Raw genomic sequence first — 14,077 nt, forward strand, 5'->3', positions numbered from 1 at the left:
ATCGATCGAACTAGGGTCCGATGAAACAAATTACTATCCGTATCGTTCTGATACTTGTCCTCTTTTCGTGTAAAGAGGTTCCTCTTACCGTCGAAGGAAAGAGTATTTCCACGGATTTACTCGTAACTCCTTCTCATCAAAAAAAACACACCGACTATTTCAGCGAAAGTAAGAATCTTATGATCGCGACCGATTCTCCCGAAGCGACGCAAGCCGGGATCGAAGTGGGTAAGTTAGGCGGAAACGTCGTGGACGTGGCCGTTGCGACTTCCTTTGCGATTTCGGTTACGAGACCGCACTCGACCGGACTCGGAGGCGGAGGCTTTCTGGTTCTTTACTTAAAGGAATTCAACGAACCGATCGCCTTCGATTTTCGAGAGAGAGCGCCTAACGCGGCTTCCAGGAACATGTATAAGAGGAAACCGAAAGAGGATTCTCTTCTCGGGTTTCGAGCGGTAGGCGTTCCGGGTAACGTTGCCGGTTTGGTTCGAATTCATAAACGGTATGGAAAGCTTTCCTTGAAAACGGTGGTCGCTCCGGCGATTCGTCTTGCGGAAGAAGGATTTCGCGTGTATCCCGATCTGAATTCCGCGATTCAAAAATCCTCCAAAGATATGGACGAAGAGATGAAAGGGATTTTTCTTCCCGGAGGAAAGGCTCCCGAGGTCGGAAAACTTCTCGTTCAAAAGGACTTAGCCGGTTCCTTAAAGCTGATCGCCGAATCCGGAGAAAAGGAATTCTATCACGGTAAGATTGCGAACGCACTTACGACGGCGATGAAAAAGAACGGAGGTTTGCTTACTTCTCAGGATTTGACCGGTTTCCAAGTCCTTGAAAAGAAAACGCTGCAAACGAAATACCGCGGTTATACGATTTATACGATGCCTCCGCCTTCCTCGGGAGTTCATCTTTTGACGATGTTGTCGATGGTGGAAACAAAACCTCTCCAAGAAATGTATGAGAAGGACCCCGTAGGATATTATCATTTTATGACAGAGGTGATGCGAAGGGGTTACGCGGATCGTGCGGTTCTCGGAGGAGATCCTGCGTTTACGAAAATTCCTTTGGATCGGCTTCTTTCCAAAAAATATGCGGAAGATAAGATCGCCGATTTCGATTCCAAGCTTGCTTCGAGCAGTTCTTCCTTTTTAAAGACTCTCAACTTCGGAGTGGAATCTCCGCAAACAACGCATATCTCCGTGATGGACAAGGATGGAAATTCCGTATCGACCACACAATCGATCAACTTTCGCTTCGGCGCATCGGTCGTGATTCCCGGAACGGGGATCGTTCTCAACGATACGATGGACGACTTTAGCCGCGCTCCGGGAGAACCGAACGTTTACGGACTGATCGGCGCCGAAGCGAATTCCATTCTCCCGAAAAAAACTCCTCTTAGCAGTATGTCTCCGACGATCGTGTTCCAAGGAAAAGAACCGTTTCTTGCGACGGGCGCTCCGGGCGGTTCTTATATCGTGAACGCGGTTTTACAATCGCTCGTTTATAATCTCGACTTTCACTTAACCTTATACGAATCCGTAGCGAGAGGAAGGGTGCATCACCAATTCTTTCCCGATGCGGTCTTTATCGAAAAATCCGTGAACGAAAGAAACGTATTCGACGGTCTTTCCGCAAGAAAACACGACATCCGAATCGCTCCGAACTTTGCGAAGCTATTTTCTGTCAAAAGAGAGAATGGAACGCTCTACGGAGCTTCCGATCCACGTGGAGAAGGAGCCACAGGCGGACTTTGAAAACAAAAGAACTGACACAGTCGCAGATCGAAGAAGTTTCGCTCGAAATTCTTTTAAGACACGCGGTCAAAGCGAAACACGGTTTGGAAAAAGAAAGTATGCGGGTCAATCCCGACGGGACTCTCGCGAGAACGCCTCATCCGGCTCACCTCGGTTCCAGTCTTACCAATCATTATATCAAAACGGATTTTGCGGAACCGCAGCTCGAATACGCGACGCATCCACGTCCAAAGATCGAAGCGAACATTCGAGAATTACAAGATTTGCATATATATACGATCCGTAAACTCGACAACGAACTTATCTGGCCTTTCAGTATGCCTCCGATTTTACCCGAGGATGAAAATGAAATTCCTTTGGGTCAATACGGGACTTCTCCTTCCGGAAAATGGAAGACGATTTATCGTCACGGACTCGGTCTGCGCTACGGAAGAAGAATGCAGACGATCTCCGGCGTTCATTACAACTTCTCCTTTTCGAACGTATTTTTAAGACAGTTCTTGGGAAAGGAAGTTTCGAACTTCACAAAGGAAGAAATCTCTTCTTTGTATCTGCACGTGATCCGAAACTTCATGAGAAGGGTTCACTACTTAACCTATTTAACCGGATCGTCCACCGTCTTCGATTCGACTTTTTTGCCGAATCCGGGAAACTTGAAGTTCGAAAAACATAAGAATTTTACGATGTATTCCCCCTATGCGACTTCCCTTCGGATGAGCGAGATCGGCTATACGAGCAAGATTCAGGACACATTAGGAATTCATTATAATTCATTGAGCGAATACGTGAATCGGATGTGCTACGCGGTGCATACTCCGTATCCGGGTTACGTTCCGTTTTCCGAAAATAAGGACGCGCAACTCAATCCGAATTACCTTCAGATCGAAAACGAATTTTATTCCCCGATCCGCCCGAAACAGGTTCCGAAAGGCGACGAACGTCCGTTAGACGCTCTTCTCGATCGCGGAATCGAATACATAGAAATCCGTTCTTTGGACATCGATCCGTATTCTCCCGTGGGCGTTTGCCGTTTGAATCTCGCCTTTACGCAACTCATTCTTTTGGATTCTCTTTTGAGTCCTTCTCCTTCCATTTCCACCGAGGAAAACGCGATTCTTAAGGAGAATTTGAATTCCGTAATCTGGGAGGGAAGAAATCCGAATCTCCAAGTCCAGGTCGACGGAAAAAGAAAAAATTTCCAGACCGCCGGAGCCGAGTATTCGGAATCTCTCCGGCATTACGCGAAAATTTTGGATCTTCATACGGGAAAAAGCACGTATCAGGACGCGATCGACTTTCAAATCAAAAAATGGAAGAATCCTGACAAAACTCCTTCCGGAAAACTACTTGCAGAAATTCTAAAGCGCGATATCGAATTCCGAGATAAAGGGATGGAACTCGCGAGAGAAAACAGAAGGGCCTTGTCCTATCTGGAATATTCTCCGGGAACCTTGACTAAGATGGAAAAAGAAGCGGTTCGTTCTTTCCAAGAAAAGGAACAATTGGAAAAAGAAGAATCCCAAACCCATTATCCGACCGTTAAACTATGCAATCACTGAAACTAAAATCCGGAGAATTTCTTTCTCCGGAGATTTTTACGTTGGAAGGATTTGAAGATCTGGAAATTTCCACACAGATCATGATTCGGGACGCTCTGAATCGCGGTTTGGAAGTGGAAGTCCTCGATCGTAAAAATCATTTTTTACGGCTGAAAGATTCGAACGGTCTTGTTCAATACGTGAAGGAAGCTTCCAAAACCGCTTTGGATTCCTACATGTCTTTTCTCGTCATGGAGAACAAAACGATTTCAAAGATCGTGTTGTTCGAATCCGGTTTGGAAGTGCCCGCGGGGGACAGCTTTGCGGATGCGGATGCCGCTCTTGTCTTTTGGCAGAAGAATGCGAATCGTAAGATGGTGGTCAAACCGGTTACGACCAATTTCGGAATCGGAATTACGATCCTGATTCCGCACGCTTCCGAAGAGGACGTGAAGAAGGCGATCAAGATCGCTTTCAATCATTCCGAATCGATCATCGTGGAAGAATTTGCGGAAGGGAACGAATATCGTTTTCTCGTAATCGGAGACGAAACCGTTGCGGTTTGCAATCGGATTCCGGCTAACGTGACCGGAGACGGCAAACATACGATCGAACAACTCGTCTCAATTAAGAACGAGGACAAACGCAGAGGAGTGGGCCATGTTACCCCGCTCGAAAAAATCCAGTTAGGCGACACGGAACTGGATGTTCTGCAACAATCCGGCTTTACGAAAGAAAGCGTTCCTTCCGAAAATCAAAAAGTATTTTTAAGAAAGAATTCGAACATCAGCACGGGCGGAGATTCCATTGACGTGACCGATCTCGCTCATCCTTATTACAAGGATCTCGCCGTGAAAGCCGCCGCTTCTGTGGGCGCTAAGATCTGCGGGGTGGATATAATCCTGCAGGATTTGGAAACGAAAGGGGAATATCGGATTCTGGAGTTGAACTTCAACCCCGTTTTATACATTCATAACTATCCGTATGAAGGTAAAAACAGGGACGTGGGAAATAAGATTTTGGATCTTCTCGGTTTTTAAGAGGCTATCCTTAGCTGAACGTATTTCACGATGTCTCTCGATTCATACATTCTGTGATCCCCGTCCACAAGAAAGGGAACCTGACTTAAACCGCCGAGGCGAACCACTTCGTCGCGGCCGGGGGTTCCCCGGCTCGCTTCCACGAGTTCATAGTCCTTTCCTGCGACGAGTCCCATCTTCTGGAATTCGTCTCTCACATAAGCGCAGTAAGGACAGGATTGAAAGTGGTAGAGCCTCATCATGCGCTCACGATACCCACTTTCTTCTGAAGATCGCCGGTCTTAGCCATTTCGACTACGATGTCGTGCCCGCCGATGAATTCTCCGTTGATGTAGAGCTGTGGAATGGTAGGCCAGTTCGCGTAGTCCTTGATTCCTTGACGCATGGTTTCGTCGGAAAGAACGTTGAACGATCCGAATTGAATCCCCAGACTTTTTAATACGTTAGACACACCGGCGGAAAATCCGCACATCGGGGCTTCGGGGGTTCCTTTCATAAACAGAAAGACTTTGTTCGCTCCCACAAGACCTTCTATCTTTTGTTTTACTTCTTCGTTCATTCTTGTATCCTCGTTTCCAGTGCAAGCGCGTGCACTTCCTGCTTTAGTTCTTCTTTGAGAGTTTCATAGACCATTCTATGCTGCTCCAAAATGGATTTACCTTCGAATCCTTTGTAAATCACAACTGCCTTGATATGTACTCCGTCCCGATGCGGGTCCAAGATCGTGACCTTGGAATCGGGAAGACCGGATTCTATCTTATTTTTGATTTCGTCGATTGTCATCGTTCTTTCTTTAGACTCGAATCCGAACCTTTGCCGTTCCGATCCAATCCTGGTTTTAGAATTTTGAATCCCATTTTTGTTACAATCCGAAATTTAACCTCGATCGCTTGTTTCCAGAGTAATTGCGTGCAAACCGCGATCGATCCAGGGCTTTAAAATCGAATACACCATTCTATGTTGTTCCACTTTGGTTTTCTGCGCGAACTCGCTTGTGATCAAAAGGATCCGAAGGTGCGTTCCTTCCGGTTTATTTTCCGGATTTCCGGCGTGACCCGCGTGTTCCGCGCTGAAATCCTCGACTTCCAAGCGGATCGGATGAAAGGCGGAGGTGAGCGCGGATTTAATTTCTTCGGAAATTTTCATCATCGGTTGCGGATCAGTTTCTGATCCCGATTCCTTTTTTCAAAAGATATACGGAAAGAAGATAAAGGGCAAGCGTAGCGACCGTTATCATGGAAAGCGCGAACCAAGGCTCGATATCGCTGATTCCTAAAAAGCCGTACCGGAATGCGTTCACCATATACAAAATCGGATTGAGTTTGGAGACGTTCTGCCAAAACGGAGGAAGCATTTGAATCGAATAAAACACTCCTCCGAGATACGTCAAGGGCGTAAGAACGAACGTAGGAATGATCGTAACGTCGTCGAACTTCTTCGCATACAACGCGTTTAAAAATCCGCCCAAGGAAAAAAGAAGGGAACTCAAAACCACGGTCGTAATCAGCATCGGAAAGTGAAAGACTTCCAGTTCCGTAAAGAAAAGTGAAATCGCGATTACGAGAATTCCCACCAAGATACCGCGGATCACTCCGCCCACTGTATAACCCAAAACGATGAGAGAAGGCGGAGTCGGGGAAACCAAAAGCTCCTCGATGTTTCTCTGAAACTTCGCACCGAAAAACGAGGATACGACGTTGTTATACGAATTGATGATCACGGACATCATCACAAGCCCGGGAACGATGAATTGAATGTAGGTATGATCGCCTATGTTACCGATCTGCGAGCCGACCAACTTTCCGAAGATGATAAAGTAAAGAGTGATCGTGATTCCGGGGGGAATAAGCGTCTGAACCCAAATGCGGAGGATTCGGACGGTTTCCTTGTTTACGATCGTTTTGAACGCGTTGTATTTTTCTAAGAAGTTCATCCTTTTTTCTCCACGAGTTTGAGAAAGAGTTCTTCCAATCGGTTCGACTTGTTTCTCATGCTGCTGATCTTGATTCCGTTTTGCTCGAGAAGCTGGAACAAATCGTTTAACGATGCGTCTCCGTAGATAGAAGCTTCGAGAGTCGCGTTGTCGATCTGTTTGAGTTCGACTCCGGGAACCGGTTTGTGAGAATTCAGATGACCCGTAAAATCCAGGATAAACGTTTCATGATCGAGTTTTTGCAGAAGATCCTTCATCGAAGTGTTCTCCACGATTTTTCCCTGATCGATGATCGCGATGTTCCTGCACAAACTCTCCGCTTCTTCCAAATAGTGCGTCGTGAGAATGACGGTGATTCCCGAAGCGTTCAGTTTTTGCAGAAATTCCCAAAGAGATCTTCTGAGTTCTATGTCCACGCCCGCGGTCGGTTCGTCCAAGATCAGAATTTTCGGATTGTGAATCAGCGCTCTCGCGATCATCAGCCTTCGTTTCATTCCGCCGGAAAGACGACCCGCCGCTTCGTTTCTTTTTTCGTAGAGTCCGAGTTGTTGGAGATATTCCCCGGCTCGTTCCGCGGCGAGTTTGCGGTCCATTCCGTAATAACCGCCTTGGTTCATTACGATTTGTTCTACCTTTTCGAAGATGTTGAAGTTGAATTCCTGAGGAACGACACCGATATACGATTTCGCTTTAGCAAGATCGGTATCGATGTCCGCGTCCAGGATCTTCACGCTGCCTGAGGTTTTGTTCACGAGCGAGCTGAGAATTCCGATCGTCGTCGACTTTCCCGCTCCGTTCGGACCGAGAAGGGCGAAAAAGTCCCCGTTCTCCACGTTCAGGCTGATTCCTTTGAGGGCTTGTACTCCGCCCGAATAGGTTTTGACTAAGTTCTCAATTTGCAGGGCAAATTTCATAAAGTTTGAATGTTCCCACCGTTCTTATGTTTGTAAAAGTTCGTTCGCTTTTCTTGCCGCGTTTCGCGCGATTTCGGGTAACGCGGGATGTATGTAGATCATTTTCAAAAGGTCGTCGAGGGTCCCGCCCATCGTCATCAGTAGGATAAACAGATGGATCACGTTCGAAGCCTCGTCTCCGATTGCGTGCGCACCGAGAACCGTTCTCGTTTTCTTTTCCACGAGAATTTTGACGAAACCGCTGTCGGAAAGCCGAGCCATTCCGGTCGCACTGGCGCTGTACGGATTCTTCGCCGCGATATAATCGATTCCTTCTTTTTTGAGTTGTTCTTCCGTTTTACCGACTTTTGCGACCTGAGGATGCGTAAAAACCGCGTGGGGAACGGGAGGATAATCGATCGGGGATCGTTTCTTTTCCTGATACAAGGTTCGGAATAGAAATTCTCCCTCGAAGTTCACCGAATGTCTGTAAAAGTATTTTCCTGTGATGTCTCCGAGCGCATAAACTCCCGGAGCGGTCGTTTCCAAATATTCGTTTACTTGAATATACCCGTTTGCGTCGGTTTGAATGTTCGTATTCCCCAAATCCAGAAGGTCCGTATTCGGACGGATTCCGGTCGCGACAAGAAGCGCTTCCGCCTGGAGTTGAATCGTTTTTCCGTCAACAAGAACTTCCAGATAAAACAGATTCTCCTTATATTCCACTTTTTGAACATTGCTATGAAGAAGAACCTTTTGTTCTTTCGAAAAGACGCGTTCGAATTCGTCGACTACGTCCCCGTCTTCGTTTTTGAGCATTCGATTGCGGACGAGAAAGGTGACGTCGCTTCCGAATGCGGAATAGGCGAATCCGAGCTCCAACGCGATAAAACCGCCTCCGATCACGATCATGGATTTCGGAAGATCGGTTCTGCGAAGCGCTTCACGGCTCGTCATATACGGAGTTCCTTCCAAACCGGGAATATTCGGAAGGATCGGTCGAGCTCCGGATGCGATAAAAATTCTCTCCGCTGTGAGTTGTTCTCCGTTTACGGTAACGACCTTATCGGAAAGAAACGTTGCGGTTCCTTGAATGTAAGTGATGTTCGGATTCTTTTCATACGCGGGAAGAATGGACGCGGATTCGTCGTCGACGGTTTTAGAAATCCGTTCCACGAGAGTTTTAAAATCCACCTGCGGCTTGCCCGGAAACGAGATCTGAAATTTTTCGGAATTCTTAGCCAACGAAAGAATTTCGGCGGGGTAAATGAGCATCTTGGATGGAATACATCCCCGGTTCAAACAGGTTCCGCCCGGACTTTCCTTTTCGATCACGGCCACTTTGTAACCGATCTTGGAAGGCGGGGTTACGAGTTTGGTTCCTCCGCCCGTTCCGATTACGATGATGTCATATTCTTTCACAAAAAAGAACCGCCTTGGTTACAGATTCTGAGCTGGGGAATTTCCGGCAAACAATTTCTTGACGGGTCACCAATGATCTCGAAGAGAACGCAAGGAAACGAAAAGGGAAACCGGATCTTGGGGAACGGTTTGCCCGGGCAGCTTACGCGCTACATTTTCCACAAGCAAGGGAGAAGGGTGATCGCATTGCAGAAAGGCGTTGATTCTTCGTTCCTTACCGAGATCGGTCGTTAAAAACTCAACGTCCTTTTGGAGGCGGGAACATTCTTCCAAAGTGGAAATCGCGTCCCGGTTGGAAGGGTCCAAGGAAAGAGTGAACTTTAGATTGTTCTCCATATAATCGTGACCGGGATATAAGAGAATCGATTCTTCCATCGGATAGAATTGTTCAAGTACGGTTTTTGCCAGAACTTCAGGCTCCCCTCCGCGAAAACAATTTCCTACGCCCGCATTGAACAAAGTATCTCCCGTAAAGATCGCTTTCGGTTTCTGATTTTCTACAAGAAGCAAACATACGTGACAAAACGTATGACCGGGAGTATCCAAAATCTCCAAGTATTCGCGCGAAGAAACAAGAAGGCGATCTCCCTTTTTCAAAGGATGAGTCGCGTGCGGGATTTTTCCGATTCCTCCCGTATGAGAATGAACGGGGCATCCATATTTTTTGACAAGTCCGGCGTTCCCCGAGGTATGATCCGCGTGTTCGTGCGTGTTGAGGATTCGATCGAGTTTCCAATCCTTCGTTTCCAGAAAGTCTACGATCTGATCGGAGTCATACGGATCGATGGAAAGAGTCTCGGAGGTTTCCGGGTTTCGGAGAATGTATGTGAAGTTTCGGAGAGGACTGCGGGTGTAAATCCGAAAGATTTCCAAGAAATCGCCTAACGGATAATGTCGAGGTGTTTGTCGAGGTTGGCGATTTTCAAAATCGTCATCACGTCCCGGCTGATGTTTTTGAGTTTGAGAGAACCGTTGCGTTCGGTCACGTATTTCTGGGAGTTAAAAATCGCTCCGATTCCGGAGGAATCCAAATAGGCGTCTCCCGAAAAATCGAGTACGATATCGGTGAAACCTTCTCCGTGTTTTTTGATAATGAGTTCCTTGAGAGCGAATGCGTTTTTGAGGCTGATGCTCCCTTGGATGCGGATGGTGCAAGTAGTTCCCTCTGTGAGGATTTCTGTGTTAAAGTTTTCCACGTTTATATTGCTCGGGACCTGTTATGAATCCTAATCGATCGGCGTACTCGGTAAACAAAATTTTTTTCCTAATCTTCTTTGTGAATACGAAATTTTTCACGAATAAAAAAGAATTAGCTGGAAATCCTGATGGAATTGATAATTTTAGACAACATTTTCCTGAAAAATCCTCTGCTTTTCGGAACTGTTTTTTTAAATTATGCGCATAAAATTTTGGGGCGTTCGCGGTTCGATTTCCTCCTCCGTTCGCGGAGAATCCATCCGCAATAAGGTGCAAAAAATTCTGAGCCTCGCGACTCCCGCCGATATTCAAAGTCCGGACGCGATCGACACTTTTCTCGATTCACTTTCTCTTTCTAACTGGAGCACGTACGGCGGTAATACCACTTGTATCGAAATCAGGGACAAGAAGGACAATCTAGTCATCGTGGACGGCGGGACCGGACTCCGAGAACTGGGAAACTCCATTCTTCATGAAGGATTTTTAGAAGGAAAAGGAAAGGCCAAGTGGATCTTTACGCACACGCATTGGGACCATATCCAAGGGATTCCTTTCTTTGTTCCGCTTTATTCTCCGGGAAATGTATTCGAATTTTTGAGTTCGGTGGACAATCTTGAGGAAAGACTTAAATATCAGCACAGCTTTACGCACTTTCCGGTTCCATACGACGGCTTTCGGGCTACGAAGAATTTCAAATTCATCCCCGAGGGAAAAGCGTTTCCCGTAACCGAATCGATCTCCGCGATTTCCAAATCGGTCCGGCATCCGGGAGGAAGTTTTTCGTATCGTTTCGAGGAAGAAGGGAAGTCCCTCATCTTCGCTTCCGACGCCGAGTTTAACCTGGACGAAATGGAAAACATCCAGGATTATCTGAATTACTTTCGAGGCGCGGACGTATTGGTGTTTGATACGCAGTACACGTTCGAGGAATCTCTTCAGAAGATCGATTGGGGTCACAGTTCCGCTTCGATGGCGACGGACATTGCGCTCCGCGCGAACGTGAAAAAATTGGTCATGTTCCATCACGATCCTTCCTACGACGATGAAAAACTGGACGCCGTGTTTTTACGTGCCTTGAAATACAAAGAGATGTTCGATCCGGACAATCAGCTCGAGATCGTCATGGCCTACGAAGGTCTGGAACTGGAAGTATAACGTTCCATTTTTTGAATATACTAAAACCGTTTTATTGTTCATCATAAAACTTTCGGGAGAATCTTTCATGAGTGAGTATATCATCGGGATCGACGCGGGAACCACCGGGATTCGAATCTTTTGTTTTAACAAATCCGGGAACGTGATTTCCAGCGCTTACTCCGAATTCAAACAATATTATCCGAAGCCGGGTTGGGTGGAACACGATCCGGAGGAAATTTGGGCAAAGACCGAAAAACTCATCGTGAAGGCGATTCGCAACGGAAAGCTCGCTCCTTCTAAAGCGGTCGCGATCGGAATCACGAATCAAAGAGAAACGACCGTGTTGTTCGACAAGGACACGGGCAAACCCGTTTACAACGCGATCGTATGGCAGTGCAGAAGAACTTCCGAGACTTGTATGGATCTCAAGTCGAAAGGATTCGAACCGACGTTCCGTAAAAAGACCGGTCTTGTTTTGGACGCATATTTCAGCGGAACCAAAATCAACTGGATTCTGGAAAACGTAAAAGGCGTTAAGGCGAAAGCCGAAAAAGGGAAAGTCCTTTTCGGAACCGTCGACACCTATCTTCTCTATCGTTTGACCAACGGTAAGTCGCATAAGACCGATCATACGAACGCAAGCCGTACTCTGATCTACAATATCGAAAAGAAAGAATGGGACAAAGAACTCACTCAGACTCTGGGAATTCCGGATTCCATTCTTCCTGAGGCGCATAACTCCAGTTCCTTGTTCGGAAGAACCGAAAAGGTCAAAGGACTTCCCGACGGAATTCCGATCTCTTCGCTCGTGGGAGATCAACAAGGGGCCCTGTTCGGTCAGCTCTGCACGGAACCTGGAGAAGCGAAGAACACGTACGGAACCGGATGTTTTCTTTTGTTCAACACGGGGAATAATTTTCAAATCTCCAAAAACAACCTGCTTACGACTCTCGGATGCGGCCCGGAAGGAAAAACTGTTTATTGTCTGGAAGGATCGGTCTTTATCGGAGGCGCGGTCGTTCAGTTCTTACGGGACAACCTCAAATTCTTTAAAGAATCCAAGGTTTCCGAAAAACTCGCCGCTTCCGTTCAGAAAGAAGACGAGGTCGTTTTTGTGCCCGCCTTTGCAGGGTTAGGCGCTCCGTATTGGGATATGAATGCGAGAGGTGCGATTCTCGGTTTGACGAGGGATACTACCGCGGAACAGATCACAAGAGCCGCGTTGAAATCGATCGCGCTTCAATCTTATGAACTCGTAGAAGCGATGGAAAACGATACCGGCTCCAAATTGAAAGTTTTGAAAGTGGACGGGGGAGCGACCGGAAATTCCTGGCTCATGCAATACCAAGCGGATATATTGGGAAAACGTGTAATTCGTCCCGCAAACGTGGATACGACCGTTTTGGGCGCGGCGTTTCTCGCGGGATTGGAACGCGGTTTCTTTCCTTCGGTTGCGGATCTCAAGAAAAAACTCAAGACGAGCAAGGAATTTTCTCCGCAGATGAAAACGGCGCAGAGGGAAAAGGAAATCCAAATTTGGAAGGATTCCGTCCGCAGAATCCGAACCAATCAATAATCGAAACCTAATAAACAAAATTCGAATGTCTTTCTTTCCGAAGTGATTCCGGCTCCGCATAGGATTCGGAATTCCGGAAAGAAAGGGATCTCGAGAATTCTTCCGGGAGGAAGTTTCAAAAAGAACTGTTCGTCCCTTTCCCTTCTCGAAATCAAAGTGTCCATCCGAACGATTTCCAGCCATTGACGCACCTGAAATAGAATCGATTTCTCCGTAACCGCGTAGAGTTCCAACGCGGGAATTCCCGAAATCTGAAAGTTGAATTTTAAAGGTTGCGGAACGCTTAGAAATTTCGTTTCGGTTCGACCGCTCGGATCGAGCTTGGAATCCTCCAAAGATTCTTGATAAATCGTGAATATTCCGCTTTCGTAATAGATCTTTCTGGAAAAGTTCCGAAAAATCTCTTTTTCGATCGTTTCTTCCAGAGATTCTCCCGTTTCCGGTTTTTTAGGCGGAGAATCCAATATGGATTTCATTTTGTTCTTAGAGATGTTTCTTTCGATCATCGATTTTACCGGAGGGGATAGTTTCGTAATCGAAAATCGAATGATCCGTTCGTCCATCGTAGTTAGAATCCGATTCAGGAACGGTCCGTGAATGAGAGGAAGAATCTCGATGCGAAAGATCTGATCCCGGAGAAAAACGGCGAACTCCGGTTCGTGCGTGAAAAGATTCGAGACGATGGTCTGTTCTTCCGCGGGAGTTCCCGCAAAAAGAATCTTAACGAGACGGAATAAGTAGTTTTTTTGTTTTGCGTCGAAATAGAGGGATTCGATCTTTTTTTCGACTTCGGCTTCCGTCAGCTCCGGGTTGACGATATCCTTCAAAGACAAATAACGCGTCGAAATCATTTTGTTTCTTCTCTGACCGAACAGGGAAAAGTTACCCGTTCGTTTCGTTCCGATCGTAGTCAGCTCCGATTCCGTGCGCGAAATCCGAAACGGCGCCGAACCTACGGGCAGATACGGATTCTGCCGAATCGGAAAAAGTTGTTCGTTTACGATTTCAAATGACTCGTTCGAAAAGCGTTCGCTCTGAGAATGAATCTTTCCGTTTTCAAAGCTCAAATAAGCGCGGGAATCGATGGACTTTGCAAAATGAGAAACACGGTTCCATTCTAAAAAGTATAAAAATCGGGGAACAAGAGCGGGGGACGCGAATAGGAAGGGAAGTTCCTCGATTTCCTTCCTGTTAAAATCGTAAAACGGTTCCGCTTTCGATTTAAAACGAACGACCGCGTCCGGGTTGGCTTGGATAAAAAAGTAATTCGTTCCTTCTTCTAAGGGCATCGTCCTAATACGAAGGGCTGATCGAATCCGGAATCGGAGCAGAAAGCGCGGGCGAAGAATGATCCCGTTTGGTGAGTTTGGATACGAGAGATTTTTTAAACGCGGAGAAGTTATATTCGGATTTTAGAATACGGATTTCCTCTTCGAGTCCGAAGGGAATGAATTCTATAATTTCGTCTTCCGTCATTCCGGTGACAAGTGTCGCGTCGTGGAGAATTCTTCCCATTTTGCGCGCGTCTCGATCGTCCAGGGGAATCAGGTTCAGGATTTTCTTTTCTAATTCTGTAAGTTCCAGCAT

16 protein-coding genes are annotated in these 14,077 nt (G+C 46.7%); 5 read left to right on the forward strand and 11 right to left on the reverse strand.

The window, feature by feature from the left end; genetic code table 11:
- Positions 1–20 precede the first annotated feature (20 nt).
- Genes ggt through gshAB form a run of 3 tightly spaced genes read left to right on the forward strand, consistent with a single transcriptional unit; the run spans position 21 to position 4,332 of the window.
- Complete coding sequence (ggt, locus tag DLM76_RS15270) at positions 21–1,754, forward strand: gamma-glutamyltransferase (RefSeq protein WP_118956680.1); 1,734 nt, start codon at positions 21–23, stop codon at positions 1,752–1,754.
- The gene (gene gshA / locus DLM76_RS15275) at positions 1,751–3,313 is read left to right on the forward strand and encodes a glutamate--cysteine ligase (protein WP_118965727.1); all 1,563 of its coding nucleotides are present in this window, start codon (positions 1,751–1,753) and stop codon (positions 3,311–3,313) included. The genes ggt and gshA overlap by 4 nt, the downstream gene beginning before the upstream one ends.
- The gene (gene gshAB / locus DLM76_RS15280; RefSeq protein ID WP_118965728.1) at positions 3,301–4,332 is read left to right on the forward strand and encodes a bifunctional glutamate--cysteine ligase GshA/glutathione synthetase GshB; all 1,032 of its coding nucleotides are present in this window, start codon (positions 3,301–3,303) and stop codon (positions 4,330–4,332) included. Before gshA ends, gshAB begins: the two co-directional genes overlap by 13 nt.
- Here the strand turns inward: gshAB and DLM76_RS15285 are convergent.
- The 9 genes from DLM76_RS15285 to DLM76_RS15325 form a co-directional block, all read right to left on the reverse strand.
- A complete protein-coding gene (locus DLM76_RS15285; RefSeq protein WP_118965729.1) occupies positions 4,329–4,571 on the reverse strand; it encodes a glutathione S-transferase N-terminal domain-containing protein in 243 nt (80 codons plus the stop codon). The genes gshAB and DLM76_RS15285 overlap by 4 nt on opposite strands.
- A complete protein-coding gene (gene grxD / locus DLM76_RS15290; protein ID WP_118956676.1) occupies positions 4,571–4,891 on the reverse strand; it encodes a Grx4 family monothiol glutaredoxin in 321 nt (106 codons plus the stop codon). The genes DLM76_RS15285 and grxD overlap by 1 nt, the downstream gene beginning before the upstream one ends.
- Positions 4,888–5,115, reverse strand: a complete 228-nt coding sequence (locus DLM76_RS15295) for a BolA/IbaG family iron-sulfur metabolism protein (protein WP_118965730.1) — start codon at positions 5,113–5,115, stop codon at positions 4,888–4,890. Before DLM76_RS15295 ends, grxD begins: the two co-directional genes overlap by 4 nt.
- A 93-nt stretch (positions 5,116–5,208) precedes the next feature.
- Positions 5,209–5,478 carry a BolA family protein gene (locus DLM76_RS15300; protein WP_118965849.1) on the reverse strand — a complete coding sequence of 90 codons (270 nt, stop codon included), beginning with the start codon at positions 5,476–5,478 and terminating at the stop codon, positions 5,209–5,211.
- Positions 5,479–5,491: 13 nt separating this feature from the next.
- Positions 5,492–6,265: an ABC transporter permease gene (locus tag DLM76_RS15305; protein ID WP_118956675.1), complete on the reverse strand. Its 774-nt coding sequence runs from the start codon at positions 6,263–6,265 to the stop codon at positions 5,492–5,494.
- Positions 6,262–7,179, reverse strand: coding sequence for an ABC transporter ATP-binding protein (locus tag DLM76_RS15310; protein ID WP_118956674.1), 918 nt, complete (start codon positions 7,177–7,179; stop codon positions 6,262–6,264). Before DLM76_RS15310 ends, DLM76_RS15305 begins: the two co-directional genes overlap by 4 nt.
- Before the next feature lie 24 nt (positions 7,180–7,203).
- Positions 7,204–8,580 (reverse strand): dihydrolipoyl dehydrogenase, encoded by a 1,377-nt coding sequence (locus DLM76_RS15315; RefSeq protein ID WP_118965731.1) that lies wholly within the window; start codon positions 8,578–8,580, stop codon positions 7,204–7,206.
- A gap of 66 nt (positions 8,581–8,646) precedes the next feature.
- Positions 8,647–9,300, reverse strand: coding sequence for a hydroxyacylglutathione hydrolase C-terminal domain-containing protein (locus tag DLM76_RS15320; RefSeq protein WP_241548271.1), 654 nt, complete (start codon positions 9,298–9,300; stop codon positions 8,647–8,649).
- Between the two features lie 161 nt (positions 9,301–9,461).
- A complete protein-coding gene (locus tag DLM76_RS15325) occupies positions 9,462–9,776 on the reverse strand; it encodes an STAS domain-containing protein (protein ID WP_010574904.1) in 315 nt (104 codons plus the stop codon).
- Positions 9,777–9,975: 199 nt separating this feature from the next.
- On the opposite strand from DLM76_RS15325, the gene DLM76_RS15330 reads away from it, so the two are divergent.
- Both DLM76_RS15330 and glpK read left to right on the forward strand, forming a co-directional pair.
- Complete coding sequence (locus DLM76_RS15330; protein WP_118956671.1) at positions 9,976–10,932, forward strand: MBL fold metallo-hydrolase; 957 nt, start codon at positions 9,976–9,978, stop codon at positions 10,930–10,932.
- Between the two features lie 67 nt (positions 10,933–10,999).
- Complete coding sequence (glpK, locus tag DLM76_RS15335; protein WP_118965733.1) at positions 11,000–12,490, forward strand: glycerol kinase GlpK; 1,491 nt, start codon at positions 11,000–11,002, stop codon at positions 12,488–12,490.
- Here glpK and DLM76_RS15340 read toward each other — a convergent pair.
- Together DLM76_RS15340 and DLM76_RS15345 are read right to left on the reverse strand one after the other, a co-directional pair.
- Entirely contained in the window at positions 12,484–13,779 is a 1,296-nt protein-coding gene (locus DLM76_RS15340; RefSeq protein ID WP_118965734.1) for a hypothetical protein, read from the reverse strand. The two genes, glpK and DLM76_RS15340, sit on opposite strands and share 7 nt — an antisense overlap.
- A 4-nt stretch (positions 13,780–13,783) precedes the next feature.
- The gene (locus DLM76_RS15345) at positions 13,784–14,077 is read right to left on the reverse strand and encodes a hypothetical protein (protein WP_118956668.1); all 294 of its coding nucleotides are present in this window, start codon (positions 14,075–14,077) and stop codon (positions 13,784–13,786) included.

Source organism: Leptospira yasudae (assembly GCF_003545925.1).
Taxonomy (GTDB): domain Bacteria; phylum Spirochaetota; class Leptospiria; order Leptospirales; family Leptospiraceae; genus Leptospira; species Leptospira yasudae.